Below are 13,631 nucleotides of genomic sequence, written 5' to 3'. Positions count from 1 at the left end.
ACGCGCAAAGGTAAAGTCTGCCATCTGCTGACGTCAATGACGGATGCCATGCGTTACCCCGGTGGGGAAATGGCAGATCTGTACAGCCATCGCTGGGAAATTGAACTGGGATACCGGGAGATAAAACAGACGATGCAACTGAGCAGGCTGACGCTAAGAAGTAAAAAGCCGGAGCTTGTGGAGCAGGAACTGTGGGGCGTCTTACTGGCTTATAATCTGGTGAGATATCAGATGATTAAAATGGCCGGGCATCTGAAAGGATACTGGCCGAATCAGCTGAGCTTCTCAGAATCATGTGGCATGGTCATGAGAATGTTGATGACTCTTCAGGGCGCTTCACCAGGGCGTCTCCCGGAGCTGATGCGCGATCTTGAAAGCATGGGGCAACTGGTAAAATTACCGACAAGAAGAGAAAGGGCCTTCCCGAGAGTGGTAAAGGAAAGGCCATGGAGATACCCCACGGCCCCGAAAAAGGGCCAGTCAGTTGCTTAACTGACTGGCATTACTTCCTACGGGAAGCCATTTTTTTTAGCGGGTCACGCAGGTGCCTTTCTTGCCAGCCAGTATCTGCGGCGCATCCTTTAACGCGCCGATAAACGCGCGATTCCCGGTATGCTCGACAAACTGAATCACCGCTTCCGCTTTCGGGCCCATTGCGCCGTCCGGCGCGGCAAACGGCGCGAGCGTAGCAACAGTGGCATGATGCAGCGGGCGGGCCTGCGGCGTACCCCAATCGGCATACACGGCATCGGCATCTGTCAGAATCAGCAGATGGTCGGCATTAATCGCGCTGGCAAGCGCCGCCGCCGTCAGATCTTTATCGATAACTGCTTCCACCCCCCGGTAGCCGTGCGTCTCGGCGACCACCGGGATCCCGCCGCCGCCGCAGCAAATAACCAGATGACCGGCATTCATCAGCGTCCGGATCGCCGCGCTATCAACAATATTCAGCGGCTTCGGCGACGGAACCACCCGGCGGATATAGCCGCCGTCCGCTTTCATCTGCCAACCATAGCGTTTTTCCAACTCTGCCTGCTGCTGCGGCGGATACACCGGGCCGATATATTTGCCGGGGGCGGCAAAGGCGTCATCATTAGCCGCTACCTCCACGCGGGTCATCAGGGTGCTAACCGGTGTATCGCCAGCGTATTGCATCAGCTCCTGGGCGATGGCGAAGCCAATCATCCCCTGGCTTTCCGCCACCAGAATATCCAGCGGCCAGGCGGGGGACTCGCTATAGGCGGCGTTTTGCAGCGCCAGCAATCCAACCTGCGGGCCATTGCCGTGTACGATCACCAACTGATAATCACGGGCTAATTCAGCCGCCATCCGGGCAAAGAGTTGAATACTACGCTGCTGGTTTTCCGCGCTGAGCACTTCCCCGCGCTGCAGTAACGCATTACCGCCCAGCGCAATGACAATTTTCTTTTTCATGATGACCTCATTGAATAAAAAGATGTGCGCTAAAAATATCGTTTTAGCGGTCTGGTTATGTGATGAGATCGCCACTTCATGGAGAGTAAAAAATATCTCGCCAATAAATATTATATCCGCTGGTTTTATTTAAATATTTTTTAAAATGATTATTAGATTTTTTTTAATAATGCAGATTGCAGTTTTTAGTAATTTAAAACAATAGGTTTTGTGTGACTTTGTTCAAAAGAAATTCGTGGTTAGCCCGATATGGTTAGCGTAGTTAAATCATCAATCCCTCACGCATCGGCTGTGATGCCATGAGGAGAATATTGCCGGGAGAAAGCTTATGTCAGGAACGTATGAGGTCACCGAGGTGACGAAAAGAAAAGGAATACCGGCCTGGTGGGTCACGGTATTTCTTTTCTGGTTGGGCTGGGTATTTATGTATGCCGATCGCACGGTGTTAAATCCGGTGATGGGGGAACTGGAAAAAGAGTTTGGTTTAAGCGGCACGCAATTAGGCATACTCAACTCTGTTTTTTATTTTTCTTACGCTTTGCTGCAGGTCCCGGCGGGAATTCTCGGCGACAAAATTGGTAAGAAAAAAGTGCTGGTGCCGGGGTTTATTCTGTTCGGCGTATTTACTGCCGTCACCGGTTGGGTAAAAAGCTGGTATATGCTGCTGTTTGCCCGCGCGATCACCGGCGCTGGCGAGGGAACGTATTATGGCCCGCAGTACGGTTTGTCTTCTGAGCAGATCCCGAAAAAATTCCGTTCGCTGGGTAGCGCGATCATCAATAGCGGTATGGCCTTCGGTATTGCCCTTGGCCTGATGACGTCGAGCTGGCTGGTTTACGATCTGGGCTATTCATGGCGGATGCCGTTCTACGCCATGGCGGTACCATCGGTGCTGGTCGGGATTGCCATCTGGTTATTCGTGAAAGAGAAAAAGCGTACCGCCGACGTTGACGGTAAGCCGGTACAAAAAGGCAAATTTAGCGATCTGCTGAAAAACCGTAATTTAATTCTGACTTATATCATGGTGTTCTGCAGTTTGTTCGGATTCTTCGTGATTCTGACCTGGCTTCCTTATTATCTGCAAAACGAACGCGGCATTGCCGGTAGTGAAACTGGATTTATTTCATCGCTGGTCGCGTGGATTTCCATTCCCGGTGCGCTGCTGTTCTCTGGTCTGTCGGATAAATTAGGCCGTCGTAAACCGTTAATTCTGTTCCTCGTGCCGGTGGCGATCGCCAGCATGCTGTCAATTATTTGGATGCCGAGCATGACCGGGGTCATCGCCGCGCTGTGCGTGTATGGCCTGGTCGGCAAACTGGCGCTGGATCCGGTGCTGGTGGCGCTGGTCGCCGATAGCGTCGATGAAACCAATTACAGCACCGCATTTGGTTTATTTAATTTTATCGGCATGAGCTCATCGATTCTGGCGCCAATTATTGCAGGCGCAGCGCGTGATATTACCGGCAGTCTGGCATCGAGTTTTTATGTTTCCGCCGGGCTGCTGGTTGTTGGTCTGGTCGCCATGCTGTTTTTAAAAGAAAAACGCACATAAAGAGGTAGCGGTAATGATTTACGCTTTTATTAAAAAGGGAAGCTTTCAGGACTCCGTGAGCCTGATGATTATTTCCCGCAAATTAAGTGAACGCCCGGAAGTGGATCAGGTTTCGGTGATGATGGGAACCCCGGCGAATAAATCGATGCTGGAATCGACCGGTTTCTGGCACCCGGATTTCAGCGAAGCCACGCCGAATGATATTTGCGTGGCGGTACGCACCCATGAAGCGCAGCCGGAAATCCTCGATTTAATCCGCGATCAGTTAGAGAAAGAACTGAGCGCTATCGCCAATGCGTCGGGAAGCTCTACGCAACTGATTAAGGCGCGGCGCTGGGAGAGCGCTTGCCAGAAACTGCCGGACGCTAACCTGCTGTTGGTGTCGGTGGCTGGCGAGTACGCCGCCGGAGTGGCGAAAGAGGGGCTGCTGGCAAACAAAAACGTAATGCTGTTCTCCGATAACATCTCGCTGGGGCAAGAGGTGGAACTGAAAACGCTGGCCCGCGAGAAGGGGCTCATCGTGATGGGACCGGACTGTGGAACGGCGATGATTGCCGGCAGCCCGCTGGCCTTCGCCAACGTTTTGCCGCAGGGCGGGATTGGCGTGATTGGCGCGTCAGGGACCGGGATCCAGGAAATCACCTCGCAGGTGGCGTTGCACCAGCAGGGAATTAGCCACGCTATCGGCCTTGGCGGGCGCGATCTCAGCGCTGAAGTCGGCGGCATCAGCGCCCTGACCGCGCTGGAGATGCTGGCGGCTGACAGCGCGACGCAGGTTATTGCCTTTGTTTCGAAACCGCCGTCGCCGCAGGTTCGTTCCCGCATTATTGCAGCAATGCAAAAACAGCATAAACCGGTGGTAGCGCTGTTCCTTGGCAGCCGCGCCGAGCAGCGCCGCGAGGGCAATGTCTGGCTGGCGAACTCGCTGGCGGATGCCGCGCAGCTGGCGGTCCTGCTGATGCGCGTGGCGCAGCAGCGGCAGAGCCAGCCGCAGGTTGCGGGCAAGGGGATTTATGGTTTGTATGCCGGCGGCACCCTTGCTGCCGAGGCCGCGATGCTGCTCTCCGCTAACCTGGGGCTTCCGGTCAGCAACACCCACGCCGACGGCGTGATGCTGGAAGCCGACGGGCATCGCATTGTCGATCTCGGCGACGATAGCTACACCCTCGGCAGACCGCATCCGATGATCGACCCCACCACCCGTAGCATTGAAATCGAGAAGCTGGCGGCCATGCCGGAAGTCGGCGTGCTGCTGCTGGATGTGGTGTTGGGCTACGGCGCCTGTGCGGATCCTGCTGGCGCCGTGGTGGAAGCCGTCGAGCAAGTTCGCGGCAAACGCGCCGCGCCGCTGGTCGTCATCGCCACCATGACCGGTACTGATGCCGACCCGCAGGGACGGAGCGGGCAGATCGCCATCTTGCGCGAGGCCGGGATTGCGGTGGTGGATACCCTCGAAGAGGCGGCGCTGCTGGCGGTTAGCCTGACGCAGCATCAACCACCTTGCGAATCGGCAGCGCACAACCCGCTGCTCGACGGCGTTCAGGTTATCAATGCCGGATTGCGCAGCTTCGCGCTGGATCTGCAAAGCAGCGGCACGCCGGTGGTGCATTATCAGTGGGCGCCTGTTGCCGGCGGCAACGCCCGTCTCGCCAGTTTACTCAAGCAGTTACATTAAGTTCAGAGGTATGGATATGTACTCATCTATTGCACAGGCTAACGAAGCCATTATCGAACGAATGAAAGCCGCGCGCCCGCATTGGGTTGCCGTACGCCCTGCGAAAGACGCGGTGGCTGAATTATCTTCTGGACGTAAATTACTGCACGCCGGGCCGCCGATCGCCTGGCAGGAGATGACTGGGCCGATGCGCGGAGCCTGTATCGGCGCGTCGTTGTTTGAAGGGTGGGCGGCGAGCGAAGAAGAAGCCGTGCGCCTGCTGGAGCGGGGCGAGGTGGAATTCATCCCTTGTCATCACGTGGGCGCGGTAGGACCGATGGGAGGGATCACCTCGGCGAATATGCCGGTGCTGGTGGTGCGCGATGTGGTTCATGGCAATCAATCGTGCTGCAACCTTAACGAAGGGATCGGTAAAGTGATGCGCTTCGGGGCCTACGGCGAGGACGTGCAGACGCGTCTGCGCTGGATGCGCGATACCCTCGCGCCGGTGCTGCAGGAAGCGCTGTCGCGCATGGAAAACGGCATCGACCTGACGGCAATGATGGCGCAGGCAATTACCATGGGGGATGAGTTCCACCAGCGTAATATCGCCGCTTCATCGCTGCTGCTGCGTACGCTGTCGCCGGTGATTGCCGGTCTGGATCGGCCGAATGCGGAGATCGTCGCAGTGCTGCAGTTTTTGAGCGTGACCGATCAGTTCTTCCTTAACCTGGCGATGGCCTACAGCAAAGCGGTGATGGATGCGGCGGCGGAAATCAAAGCCGGTTCAGTAGTCACCGCGATGACCCGCAACGGTCGAGAGTTCGGCATTCGCGTTAGCGGCACCGGCGACCGCTGGTTTACCGCGCCGGTCAATACGCCGCAGGGGTTGTTCTTCACCGGCTACAGTCAGGCCGACGCCAACCCGGATATTGGCGATAGCGCGATTACCGAAACGCTGGGGATCGGCGGGGCGGCGATGATTGCCGCCCCGGGCGTCACACGCTTTGTCGGCGCAGGCGGGATGGGCGCCGCGCTGGAGACCTCGGAAGAGATGTCTGAAATTTATCTCACCAACAACCCGCTGTTCCAGATCCCCTCCTGGGATTTCAAGGGCGCCTGTCTGGGACTGGATGTTCGTCGGGTCGTGGAGACCGGCATAACGCCGCTTATCAATACCGGGATCGCCCATCGCGAAGCGGGTATTGGTCAGGTCGGAGCGGGGACCGTCCGGGCGCCGCTGTTGTGCTTTGAAAAAGCGCTGGAAGCGCTGGCGGAACTGCACCATCTCACCGCCTGATTGGAAAAGGGGCGGCCTCGCCGCCCCGGAGTCACCGCGATGAAAACGATCAACTCACTTGCCTGCACGGGCCTTGAACGTCTGGCGGACGGCGTGTGGCAACGCCATAGCCAATTTTCACAGGCGATCAATTTTTGCCACGCCGATGGCTCCCTACTGACGTTATTTCGCTATGGCAAAGGAATAGGTCCGACGGGCATTCTGCTGAGCAGCGCGCAGTTCGCGCGGCTGGGTCATCTGACGCGGCTGGTCAAACAAGGGGCGTTACTGTGGGGGGCGGGCGTGCTGATTCGTCCGCGCCGGACGCTCAAATTACCTCTCCACACCGGCAATGCGTTCCCTCTCGATCTTTCTGCTTATTCCCACTTCAGCGGGCTGTGCGGCGCGCTCAATCAGCCACTGGCGGACATGCCGTTTTATTCATCGTTAGTCAGCGAGCTTGAGCGTTGGTACCGCGGCGAGCGTCCGGACTGGCGCTGGCTTATTGGCAATGGGCCGGGATTAACCCCCAGCGGCGATGATATGCTTGCCGGGATGCTGGCGGCGCTGCACGGCGCGGGGCTTTCCTGCCGTCTGAAACTATTTATCCCCCCGGCGGATCAACTTGTATCGCTGACAACTTCGGTAAGCTGTAGCTACCTGAATAGCGCCAGACGGGGCGAGTTTTCGCTGCCGGTCGTTAAAGTGATGCGCGGGCTGCAGTCGACAAGCGACCCGCAGCGGGCTATTCAGCGTTTGTTGGCGGTAGGCCATACTTCAGGCGCTGATACGCTACTAGGAATCGCATTCGCGCAGCATTGGTTACAGAAAGTGGACTCAAGGAGAATGCATGCTCGATCAGGAAACCATCCGCACGTTTATTCAGGTCGCTGAGACCGGGAGTTTTTCCCGCGCGGCCAGCACGCTGCATAAAACGCCAGCGGCGATTAGCTATCGCATCAAAACGCTGGAAGAGCAGGTGGGGACGCAGCTCTTCTTACGTACGACCCGTTCGGTGAGCCTGACGCTGGCCGGGCAGCATCTGCTTGAGCACTGCCGACAGTGGCTTAACTGGCTCGACGTGATGCCCGATGAACTCCAGCAAATCAATGCCGGCGTAGAAAGGCAGGTAAATATCGTTATCAATAACCTGTTGTATCAACCGCAAACCGCCGCAGATCTGCTGACCTGGCTGCATCAGCAGTTTCCCTTTACCCGTTTTCAGATTTCCCGCCAGGTTTATATGGGCGTCTGGGATTCGCTGTTATATGACGATTTCCAACTGGCGATTGGCGTCACCGGCTCGGAATCGCTGTCGAACAATATCTCCTTATTACCGCTCGGTGATATTCGCTGGCAGTTTGTGGTGGCGCAGAACCATCCGCTTGCCAACCACCCCGCCGCGGTGTTGTCCGATGATATGCTGCGTCGCTATCCAGCGATCAATATCGAGGATACGTCGCGGACGTTAACCCGCCGCGTCGCCTGGCTGCTCAATGGGCAAAAAGAGATTAAGGTGCCGGACCTCAGCACCAAGCTGGCCTGTCATCTCAGCGGCCTGGGAGTGGGTTTTTTACCGGAACGGATGTGTCGTTCCTATCTGGAGTCCGGGGCGCTGGTGGCCCGCGCGGTCGCTAATGGCCGCCAGCCTTCTCCGCTCTCTGTTGCGTGGAAAAACGCCGGTAGCGGCAAAGTGGTCAGTGAAATCGCCCGGAAGTTTAAACACAAAGACGTGTTAGTCAGCGGATTTTTGCGGATGGTGGATCGTCCTGCGCAAGCGTGAAACAACGTTGCTTTCATCTGGAACAGATTGAGAAATGGCATCTTCGGTGGTTTTTGTTTACCTTTAAAAGGTCATTTTCGTGAGAATGATCTCATTTGCTTTTTTTTGATATGACCCAAGGATTACTAAATGGAAGATTTGAACGTTGTCGATAGCATCAATAACGCCGGTTCATGGCTGGTGCGCAATCAGGCGTTACTGCTGAGCTATGCCGTCAACATTGTCGCGGCTATCGCGATTATTATTGTCGGTTTGATCGTGGCGCGGATTGTTTCCAACACCGTCAATCGCCTGATGCGGGCGCGGCATATTGATGCCACCGTTGCCGATTTTCTCTCTGCGCTGGTACGCTACGCCGTTATTGCTTTTACCCTGATCGCCGCTCTCGGCCGCGTGGGCGTGCAAACCGCCTCGGTGATCGCGGTGCTCGGCGCCGCGGGCTTAGCCGTCGGTCTGGCGCTGCAGGGCTCGCTGTCTAACCTTGCCGCTGGCGTCCTGCTGGTGGTCTTCCGCCCGTTCCGCGCCGGTGAATACGTTGACCTTGGCGGTATCGCGGGAACCGTGCTGAACGTGCAGATTTTCTCCACGACCCTGCGCAGCGCGGATGGCAAAATCGTGGTGGTGCCGAACGGTAAAATCATTGCCGGGAATATCATCAACTTCTCCCGCGAGCCGGTGCGCCGCAACGAGTTTATCATCGGCGTGGCCTACGATGCTGATATCGATAAAGTGAAGCAGCTGCTCACCAATATCATCGAATCGGATGAACGTATCCTCAAAGATCGTGAAATGACCGTGCGTCTGAATGAACTGGGCGCTTCTTCGGTGAACTACGTGGTGCGCGTATGGAGTAAGAGCAGCGATCTGCAAAGCGTATACTGGGACGTTCTGGAGCGTATTAAGCGCGACTTTGACGCGAACGGCATCGGCTTCCCGTATCCGCAGATGGACGTTCACGTCATTCGTCCGCAGGAAAAAGCAGAGTAATTCTCCTCATTTATACAGGCCGGTTTGTCCGGCCTTTTTTCTGCGCACTATTAGTAGTTCTTATTAATGATTAAAATTTTCAATTTCCTCTAATGATTTCCGCGCGCTATATTCCCCGGCATTGACTCTTTCAGTGGAAATCACTTGCGATGTTATCGTATTACTTTCAGGGCCTTGCCCTGGGAGCGGCCATGATTTTGCCGCTCGGTCCGCAAAACGCCTTTGTGATGAATCAGGGCATTCGCCGTCAGTACCACCTGATGATTGCTCTGCTGTGCGCCATCAGCGATCTGCTGCTGATCTGCGCCGGGATTTTTGGCGGCAGCGCGCTGCTGATGCAGTCGCCGTGGCTGCTGGCGCTGGTGACCTGGGGCGGCGTCGCTTTTTTATTGTGGTACGGCTTTGGCGCGCTGAAAACGGCCTTGAGCAGCAATCTGGCACTGGCCAGCGCGGAAGTGATGAAGCAGGGGCGCTGGAAAATTATTGTCACTATGCTGGCGGTCACCTGGCTGAATCCGCACGTGTATCTGGATACGTTTGTGGTTCTCGGCAGCCTTGGCGGGCAGCTGGCGATGGAGCCGAAGCGCTGGTTTGCCTTAGGTACCATCAGCGCCTCATTCTTATGGTTCTTTGGGCTGGCCCTGCTGGCCGCCTGGCTCGCCCCTCGCCTGCGTACGGCGAAGGCGCAGCGCATTATCAACGTGCTGGTCGGTCTGGTGATGTGGGTCATTGCCTTCCAGCTGGCGAAGGATGGCTTCGCTCATGTGCAGGCGCTGCTTAACTAAGCCTTGTCCGATGGACTTTCTCCGCGTACGCGCTAAGCTTGCAGGCATGCGTCTGCGTATAGACGACCAATGTAAGATGGAGAAACGACAGTGAAGTTAAAAGTCATGGCCCTGGCGGCGGCACTCGGATTTAGCGCAATGGCGGTTCAGGCAAATGAGTTGCCAAACGGCCCACATATCGTCACTTCAGGTACCGCCAGCGTCGCTGCGGTTCCTGATATCGCTACGCTGGCGATTGAAGTAAACGTCTCCGCGAAAGACGCGGCATCCGCTAAAAAACAGGCCGATGAGCGCGTGGCCCAGTATCTCTCCTTCCTGGAGAAGAGCGGCATTGCGAAGAAAGACATTAACTCAGCTAACCTGCGTACCCAGCCTGATTACGACTATCAGAACGGTAAAAGCATTCTTAAGGGCTACCGCGCGGTGCGTAGCGTTGAAGTGACGCTGCGCCAGCTGGATAAGCTCAACGGTCTGTTAGATGGGGCGCTTAAAGCCGGTCTGAATGAGATCCGTTCGGTCTCACTGGGCGTGGCGCAGCCGGACGCTTATAAAGATAAAGCGCGTAAAGCGGCGATTGATGATGCCATTCACCAGGCTCAGGAGCTGGCTACCGGGTTCCACGGCAAACTGGGGCCCGTCTACAGCGTTCGCTATCATGTCTCCAACTACCAGCCGAGCCCGATGGTGCGGATGATGAAAGCCGATGCGGCGCCGGTTTCTGCTCAGGAAACCTACGAGCAGGCGACCATTCAGTTTGATGACCAGGTGGACGTGGTGTTTGAGCTGCAGCCGACCCAGCCTGCGCCTACACCTGCGGAACCGGCGAAACCCGCTGAAGAACCCAAAGCCGCACAGTAATCCTGTCGCCCGGCCTTCGCGCCGGGTTTTTTCTGTCACTATCTGTAAAATTGAGAGCGCGACAAAAGTCTTTTCCCTGAATAAGGTAAGGATATATCCCTGTTCTACGATGAGGTGAGCATGGATATCTTTATTTCGAAAAAGATGCGCAATTTCATTCTGTTGGCGCAGACCAATAATATCGCCAGAGCGGCGGAAAAAATTCATATGACCGCATCTCCCTTCGGCAAAAGCATCGCTGCGCTGGAGGATCAGATCGGCTATACGCTATTTACCCGTAAAGATAACAGCATCAGCCTCAATAAAGCGGGGCAGGAGCTCTATCAGAAGCTGTTTCCCATTTATCAGCGCTTATCGGCCATCGATAACGAAATTCACTATTCCGCGCACCGCTCGCGCAACATCGTTATCGGCATCGACAATACCTATCCAACGATTATTTTCGATCAGCTCATCAGCCTGGGCGATAAATACGATGGCGTAACCACCCAGGCCGTGGAGTTCAGCGAGAATGGCGTGATTGATAACCTGTTCGATCGCCAGCTGGATTTTATTATCTCGCCGCAGCATGTTTCGCCCCGCGTGCAGGAGCTGGAAAATTTGACCATTAGCGAACTGGCGCCGCTGCGTCTGGGGTTTCTTGTTTCCCGCCGTTATGAAGATAAGCCGCCGCAGGATCTGTTACGTGAGCTGCCCTGGCTGCAGATGCGTTTCCAGAACCGGGCCAATTTTGAGGCGATGCTGGACGCGTATATGCGCCCCAGCGGGATCAACCCGACGATTATCTATCGCCCCTACAGCTTTATGGCCAAAATTAGCGCCGTAGAGCGCGGGCAGTTTTTGACGGTTATTCCTTACTTCGCCTGGCGTCTGGTGAATCCGGCGAAGCTGAAGTACTTCGACGCGCCCGGCAGCGCGATGTATATGCAGGAGTATCTCTATTCGCTGAAAAATCATCGCTATACCGCCACAATGCTTCAGCATATTACTGAAGATCGCGACGGCGCGGAGGGCTAGCCGAGCATTGAACCGTGCTCAAGCAGATTACGATGCAGGTCGAAGGCGTGGGCGAGGTCGTGGTGAATATGTCCGCCGGGAGCGCTCTCCAGATAGCGATGTAAATAGTCCCGGTAGAGCGGATGCGCGCAGTTATCAATGATGGCGCGGGCGCGCTGCAGCGGCGATAGCCCGCGCAGATCGGCGATACCCTGCTCGGTAACGATCGCCTTCACGCTGTGCTCGCTGTGATCGACATGGCTGCACATCGGCACGATGGTGGAGATCTTCCCGTCCTTGGCGATGGACGGCGCCATAAAGATAGAGAGCCAGGCGTTGCGTTCAAAATCGCCGCTACCGCCGATGCCGTTCATCAGATTCACCCCGGCTACGTGCGTCGAGTTGGCGTGACCGTAGATATCAAACTCCAGCCCCACGTTGAGGGCGATAACCCCCAGACGGCGGATAATTTCCGGATGATTGGAGATCTCCTGCGGGCGCAGGACAATGCGGCTGGCGAAGAAATCCATATTGTCGTAAATCTTGCGCAACGAACCGGCGGATATCGTCAGGCTGGAGGCGCTGACGCCGGTGATTTTCCCCGTTTCCAGCAGATGAACCACCGACTCCTGTAAAACTTCCGAGTACATCATAAAAGCGGGGATATCCGGATTTTCGCCCAGCCGCGCCATGACCGCGTTGTTGATATTGCCCACGCCGCTTTGCAGCGGCAGAAATTCAGGCGGGATGCGTCCGCGAGCCATCTCTTCCAGCAGAAAGGTGACCACGTTATCGGCAATTTTCTGACAAACCGGATTATTGTTATCCAGAACGTTTCCGGCGTCGGGCAGCTCGGTCTCCACCACAGCGACAATCTTTTTCGGATCGATTTGCACGTACCGGCTGCCCACGCGATCCATCGCATGAAAGATGGCGATGCTGTTGCGCCGCGGCGGGGCACCGGGGATCACGATATCGGCCAGCTCGGCAACCCGCGGGCTGTGGTAGTGATTCAGCTCAATGATCACTTTCTTCGCCCGCAGCAGCCAGGTTGGCGCGTTGCCGATACCGCTGGTGAGCCAGACCCGTCCGTCCGGCGCGATAGCCGAAGCTTCGATCACCGCGATATCAATCTCGCCAAAGAACCCATAGTTGACCATTTGCGCCACTTCGCTCAGGTGCAGATCGACAAACTTTACCTGCCCCTGGTTGATTTTTTGCCGCAGTCCGGAGGCGGTCTGATACGGCGCGCGCCACGAGACGGCATCGGCTGCCGATAGCGCGTCATCGGCGGCGGCGCTGATGGAGGCGCCGGTCAGCAAGCGGATCTGAAAAGGCTTCTGCGCCCGATGTAATTCATCAGCGCGGCGAGCGATGGCCGCGGGCAGCGCTTTAGGCGAACCGGCGGGCGTGAATCCGCTGAACGCCACCATCTGGTCGTGCTGGATAATCTCCGCCGCTTCATCGGCGCTCATCCGTTTCATTTTATACTCCTTAATCCGGCGTGATTAATGGCCGATGAACTCAGGTTTACGCTTTTCCATAAACGCGCTCATGCCTTCCTGATAATCCACGCTGTCGTAGACGGCGCGACGCATTCCCTGAATACGTTCGAACTCATCGGAATTCATGGTGTGGGCTTCGCCAAGCACGCGCAGCTCTTCCTTAATGACCGCGATCGCCAGCGGCGCTTTCTCGGAGATGTGGTGCGCCATCTGCAAGGTAAAATCTTCCAGTTCGTCGGCGTCCACCACGTGATTGAGAATACCGACCGCCAGCGCGCGCTGGGCGGTAATCGGCAGGGCGGTGAAAATCAGCTCTTTCACGATATGAAAGCCGGCGTCGCGGGTCAGATTGTGAATGCCGACCAGGTTGTAGGGCACGCCGAGATTCACCGGCGTCATAGAGAACGTGGACGTGCTGGCGGCGATGATCAGATCGGAGCTCATGATCATCTCAAACGCGCCGCCCCAGACGCTGCCTTCGACCATGGAGATCACCGGTTTCGGATACTTTTGGATCATACGGGTGATCTGACGCAGCGGATCGTCATACGAGAGCGGATCGCGGCGCCCGCCGGGCAATTCGTGGATGTCATGGCCGGCGGAGAAAACCTTTGCTCCCCCGGGCGCGCGTAAAATGACGCAGCGAATTTCCGGCCGGTTGAGGTCGCTCAGCGCCTGCATCAGATCGTCGATAAACACCTTGCTTAAGGCGTTGAGCTTGCGGCTATAGTTGAACTCAATCACCGCAACCTTGCGGATAATTTCGACATTAACATATTGATAAGACATAAATATCCT

Annotated in this window: 13 protein-coding genes; 10 read left to right on the top strand and 3 right to left on the bottom strand. The window is 56.2% G+C overall.

Going from position 1 to position 13,631, the window contains the following annotated elements; translation table 11 throughout:
- Nucleotides 1–492 (top strand): transposase (locus tag ACESQ2_RS26400; RefSeq protein WP_373171555.1); only part of this gene is annotated, 492 nt, incomplete at its 5' end.
- A 36-nt stretch (nucleotides 493–528) separates the two neighbouring features.
- Here ACESQ2_RS26400 and ACESQ2_RS26395 read toward each other — a convergent pair.
- Entirely contained in the window at nucleotides 529–1,434 is a 906-nt protein-coding gene (locus ACESQ2_RS26395; RefSeq protein ID WP_345911533.1) for a carbamate kinase, read from the bottom strand.
- A gap of 328 nt (nucleotides 1,435–1,762) precedes the next feature.
- Here ACESQ2_RS26395 and ACESQ2_RS26390 point away from each other — a divergent pair, with 328 nt between their 5' ends.
- The 9 genes from ACESQ2_RS26390 (at nucleotide 1,763) to ACESQ2_RS26350 (ending at nucleotide 11,349) form a co-directional block, all read left to right on the top strand.
- A complete protein-coding gene (locus ACESQ2_RS26390; protein ID WP_025105952.1) occupies nucleotides 1,763–2,986 on the top strand; it encodes an MFS transporter in 1,224 nt (407 codons plus the stop codon).
- A 13-nt stretch (nucleotides 2,987–2,999) separates the two neighbouring features.
- Nucleotides 3,000–4,661 carry an acyl-CoA synthetase FdrA gene (locus ACESQ2_RS26385; protein WP_049069782.1) on the top strand — a complete coding sequence of 554 codons (1,662 nt, stop codon included), beginning with the start codon at nucleotides 3,000–3,002 and terminating at the stop codon, nucleotides 4,659–4,661.
- A gap of 16 nt (nucleotides 4,662–4,677) precedes the next feature.
- Entirely contained in the window at nucleotides 4,678–5,940 is a 1,263-nt protein-coding gene (locus ACESQ2_RS26380) for a DUF1116 domain-containing protein (RefSeq protein WP_046878343.1), read from the top strand.
- 39 nt (nucleotides 5,941–5,979) lie between these two features.
- Nucleotides 5,980–6,813: a DUF2877 domain-containing protein gene (locus ACESQ2_RS26375; protein ID WP_049069783.1), complete on the top strand. Its 834-nt coding sequence runs from the start codon at nucleotides 5,980–5,982 to the stop codon at nucleotides 6,811–6,813.
- Nucleotides 6,770–7,702 (top strand): HTH-type transcriptional activator AllS, encoded by a 933-nt coding sequence (gene allS, locus ACESQ2_RS26370; RefSeq protein ID WP_025105956.1) that lies wholly within the window; start codon nucleotides 6,770–6,772, stop codon nucleotides 7,700–7,702. The genes ACESQ2_RS26375 and allS overlap by 44 nt, the downstream gene beginning before the upstream one ends.
- Nucleotides 7,703–7,831: 129 nt before the next feature.
- Complete coding sequence (locus tag ACESQ2_RS26365) at nucleotides 7,832–8,689, top strand: small-conductance mechanosensitive channel MscS (RefSeq protein ID WP_014839522.1); 858 nt, start codon at nucleotides 7,832–7,834, stop codon at nucleotides 8,687–8,689.
- Between the two features lie 149 nt (nucleotides 8,690–8,838).
- Nucleotides 8,839–9,474, top strand: a complete 636-nt coding sequence (argO, locus tag ACESQ2_RS26360; protein WP_032693817.1) for an arginine exporter ArgO — start codon at nucleotides 8,839–8,841, stop codon at nucleotides 9,472–9,474.
- Between the two features lie 90 nt (nucleotides 9,475–9,564).
- Complete coding sequence (locus ACESQ2_RS26355; protein WP_004854111.1) at nucleotides 9,565–10,332, top strand: oxidative stress defense protein; 768 nt, start codon at nucleotides 9,565–9,567, stop codon at nucleotides 10,330–10,332.
- A gap of 120 nt (nucleotides 10,333–10,452) precedes the next feature.
- Complete coding sequence (locus ACESQ2_RS26350) at nucleotides 10,453–11,349, top strand: LysR family transcriptional regulator (protein WP_014226814.1); 897 nt, start codon at nucleotides 10,453–10,455, stop codon at nucleotides 11,347–11,349.
- On the opposite strand, the gene ACESQ2_RS26345 is transcribed toward ACESQ2_RS26350, so the two are convergent.
- Together ACESQ2_RS26345 and scpB are read right to left on the bottom strand one after the other, a co-directional pair.
- The gene (locus ACESQ2_RS26345; RefSeq protein WP_196546452.1) at nucleotides 11,346–12,812 is read right to left on the bottom strand and encodes an acetyl-CoA hydrolase/transferase family protein; all 1,467 of its coding nucleotides are present in this window, start codon (nucleotides 12,810–12,812) and stop codon (nucleotides 11,346–11,348) included. The genes ACESQ2_RS26350 and ACESQ2_RS26345 overlap by 4 nt on opposite strands.
- A 24-nt stretch (nucleotides 12,813–12,836) precedes the next feature.
- Entirely contained in the window at nucleotides 12,837–13,622 is a 786-nt protein-coding gene (scpB, locus tag ACESQ2_RS26340) for a methylmalonyl-CoA decarboxylase (RefSeq protein ID WP_373171554.1), read from the bottom strand.
- Nucleotides 13,623–13,631 lie beyond the last annotated feature (9 nt).

Source organism: Klebsiella sp. Q11, from assembly GCF_964241505.1.
GTDB classification, from domain to species: Bacteria; Pseudomonadota; Gammaproteobacteria; order Enterobacterales; family Enterobacteriaceae; genus Klebsiella; species Klebsiella michiganensis.
This window is presented reverse-complemented; position numbering and strand designations above follow the sequence as displayed.

What these genes read in the sequence shown, in the direction of transcription:
- ACESQ2_RS26350 (WP_014226814.1), top strand. Translation starts at nt 10,453, where the DNA reads ATGGATATCTTTATTTCGAAAAAGATGCGCAATTTCATTCTGTTGGCG.
- ACESQ2_RS26375 (WP_049069783.1), top strand. Translation starts at nt 5,980, where the DNA reads ATGAAAACGATCAACTCACTTGCCTGCACGGGCCTTGAACGTCTGGCG.
- ACESQ2_RS26390 (WP_025105952.1), top strand. Translation starts at nt 1,763, where the DNA reads ATGTCAGGAACGTATGAGGTCACCGAGGTGACGAAAAGAAAAGGAATA.
- allS (WP_025105956.1), top strand. Translation starts at nt 6,770, where the DNA reads ATGCTCGATCAGGAAACCATCCGCACGTTTATTCAGGTCGCTGAGACC.
- ACESQ2_RS26385 (WP_049069782.1), top strand. Translation starts at nt 3,000, where the DNA reads ATGATTTACGCTTTTATTAAAAAGGGAAGCTTTCAGGACTCCGTGAGC.
- ACESQ2_RS26395 (WP_345911533.1), bottom strand. Translation starts at nt 1,434, where the DNA reads ATGAAAAAGAAAATTGTCATTGCGCTGGGCGGTAATGCGTTACTGCAG.
- ACESQ2_RS26380 (WP_046878343.1), top strand. Translation starts at nt 4,678, where the DNA reads ATGTACTCATCTATTGCACAGGCTAACGAAGCCATTATCGAACGAATG.
- ACESQ2_RS26365 (WP_014839522.1), top strand. Translation starts at nt 7,832, where the DNA reads ATGGAAGATTTGAACGTTGTCGATAGCATCAATAACGCCGGTTCATGG.
- scpB (WP_373171554.1), bottom strand. Translation starts at nt 13,622, where the DNA reads ATGTCTTATCAATATGTTAATGTCGAAATTATCCGCAAGGTTGCGGTG.
- ACESQ2_RS26345 (WP_196546452.1), bottom strand. Translation starts at nt 12,812, where the DNA reads ATGAAACGGATGAGCGCCGATGAAGCGGCGGAGATTATCCAGCACGAC.
- argO (WP_032693817.1), top strand. Translation starts at nt 8,839, where the DNA reads ATGTTATCGTATTACTTTCAGGGCCTTGCCCTGGGAGCGGCCATGATT.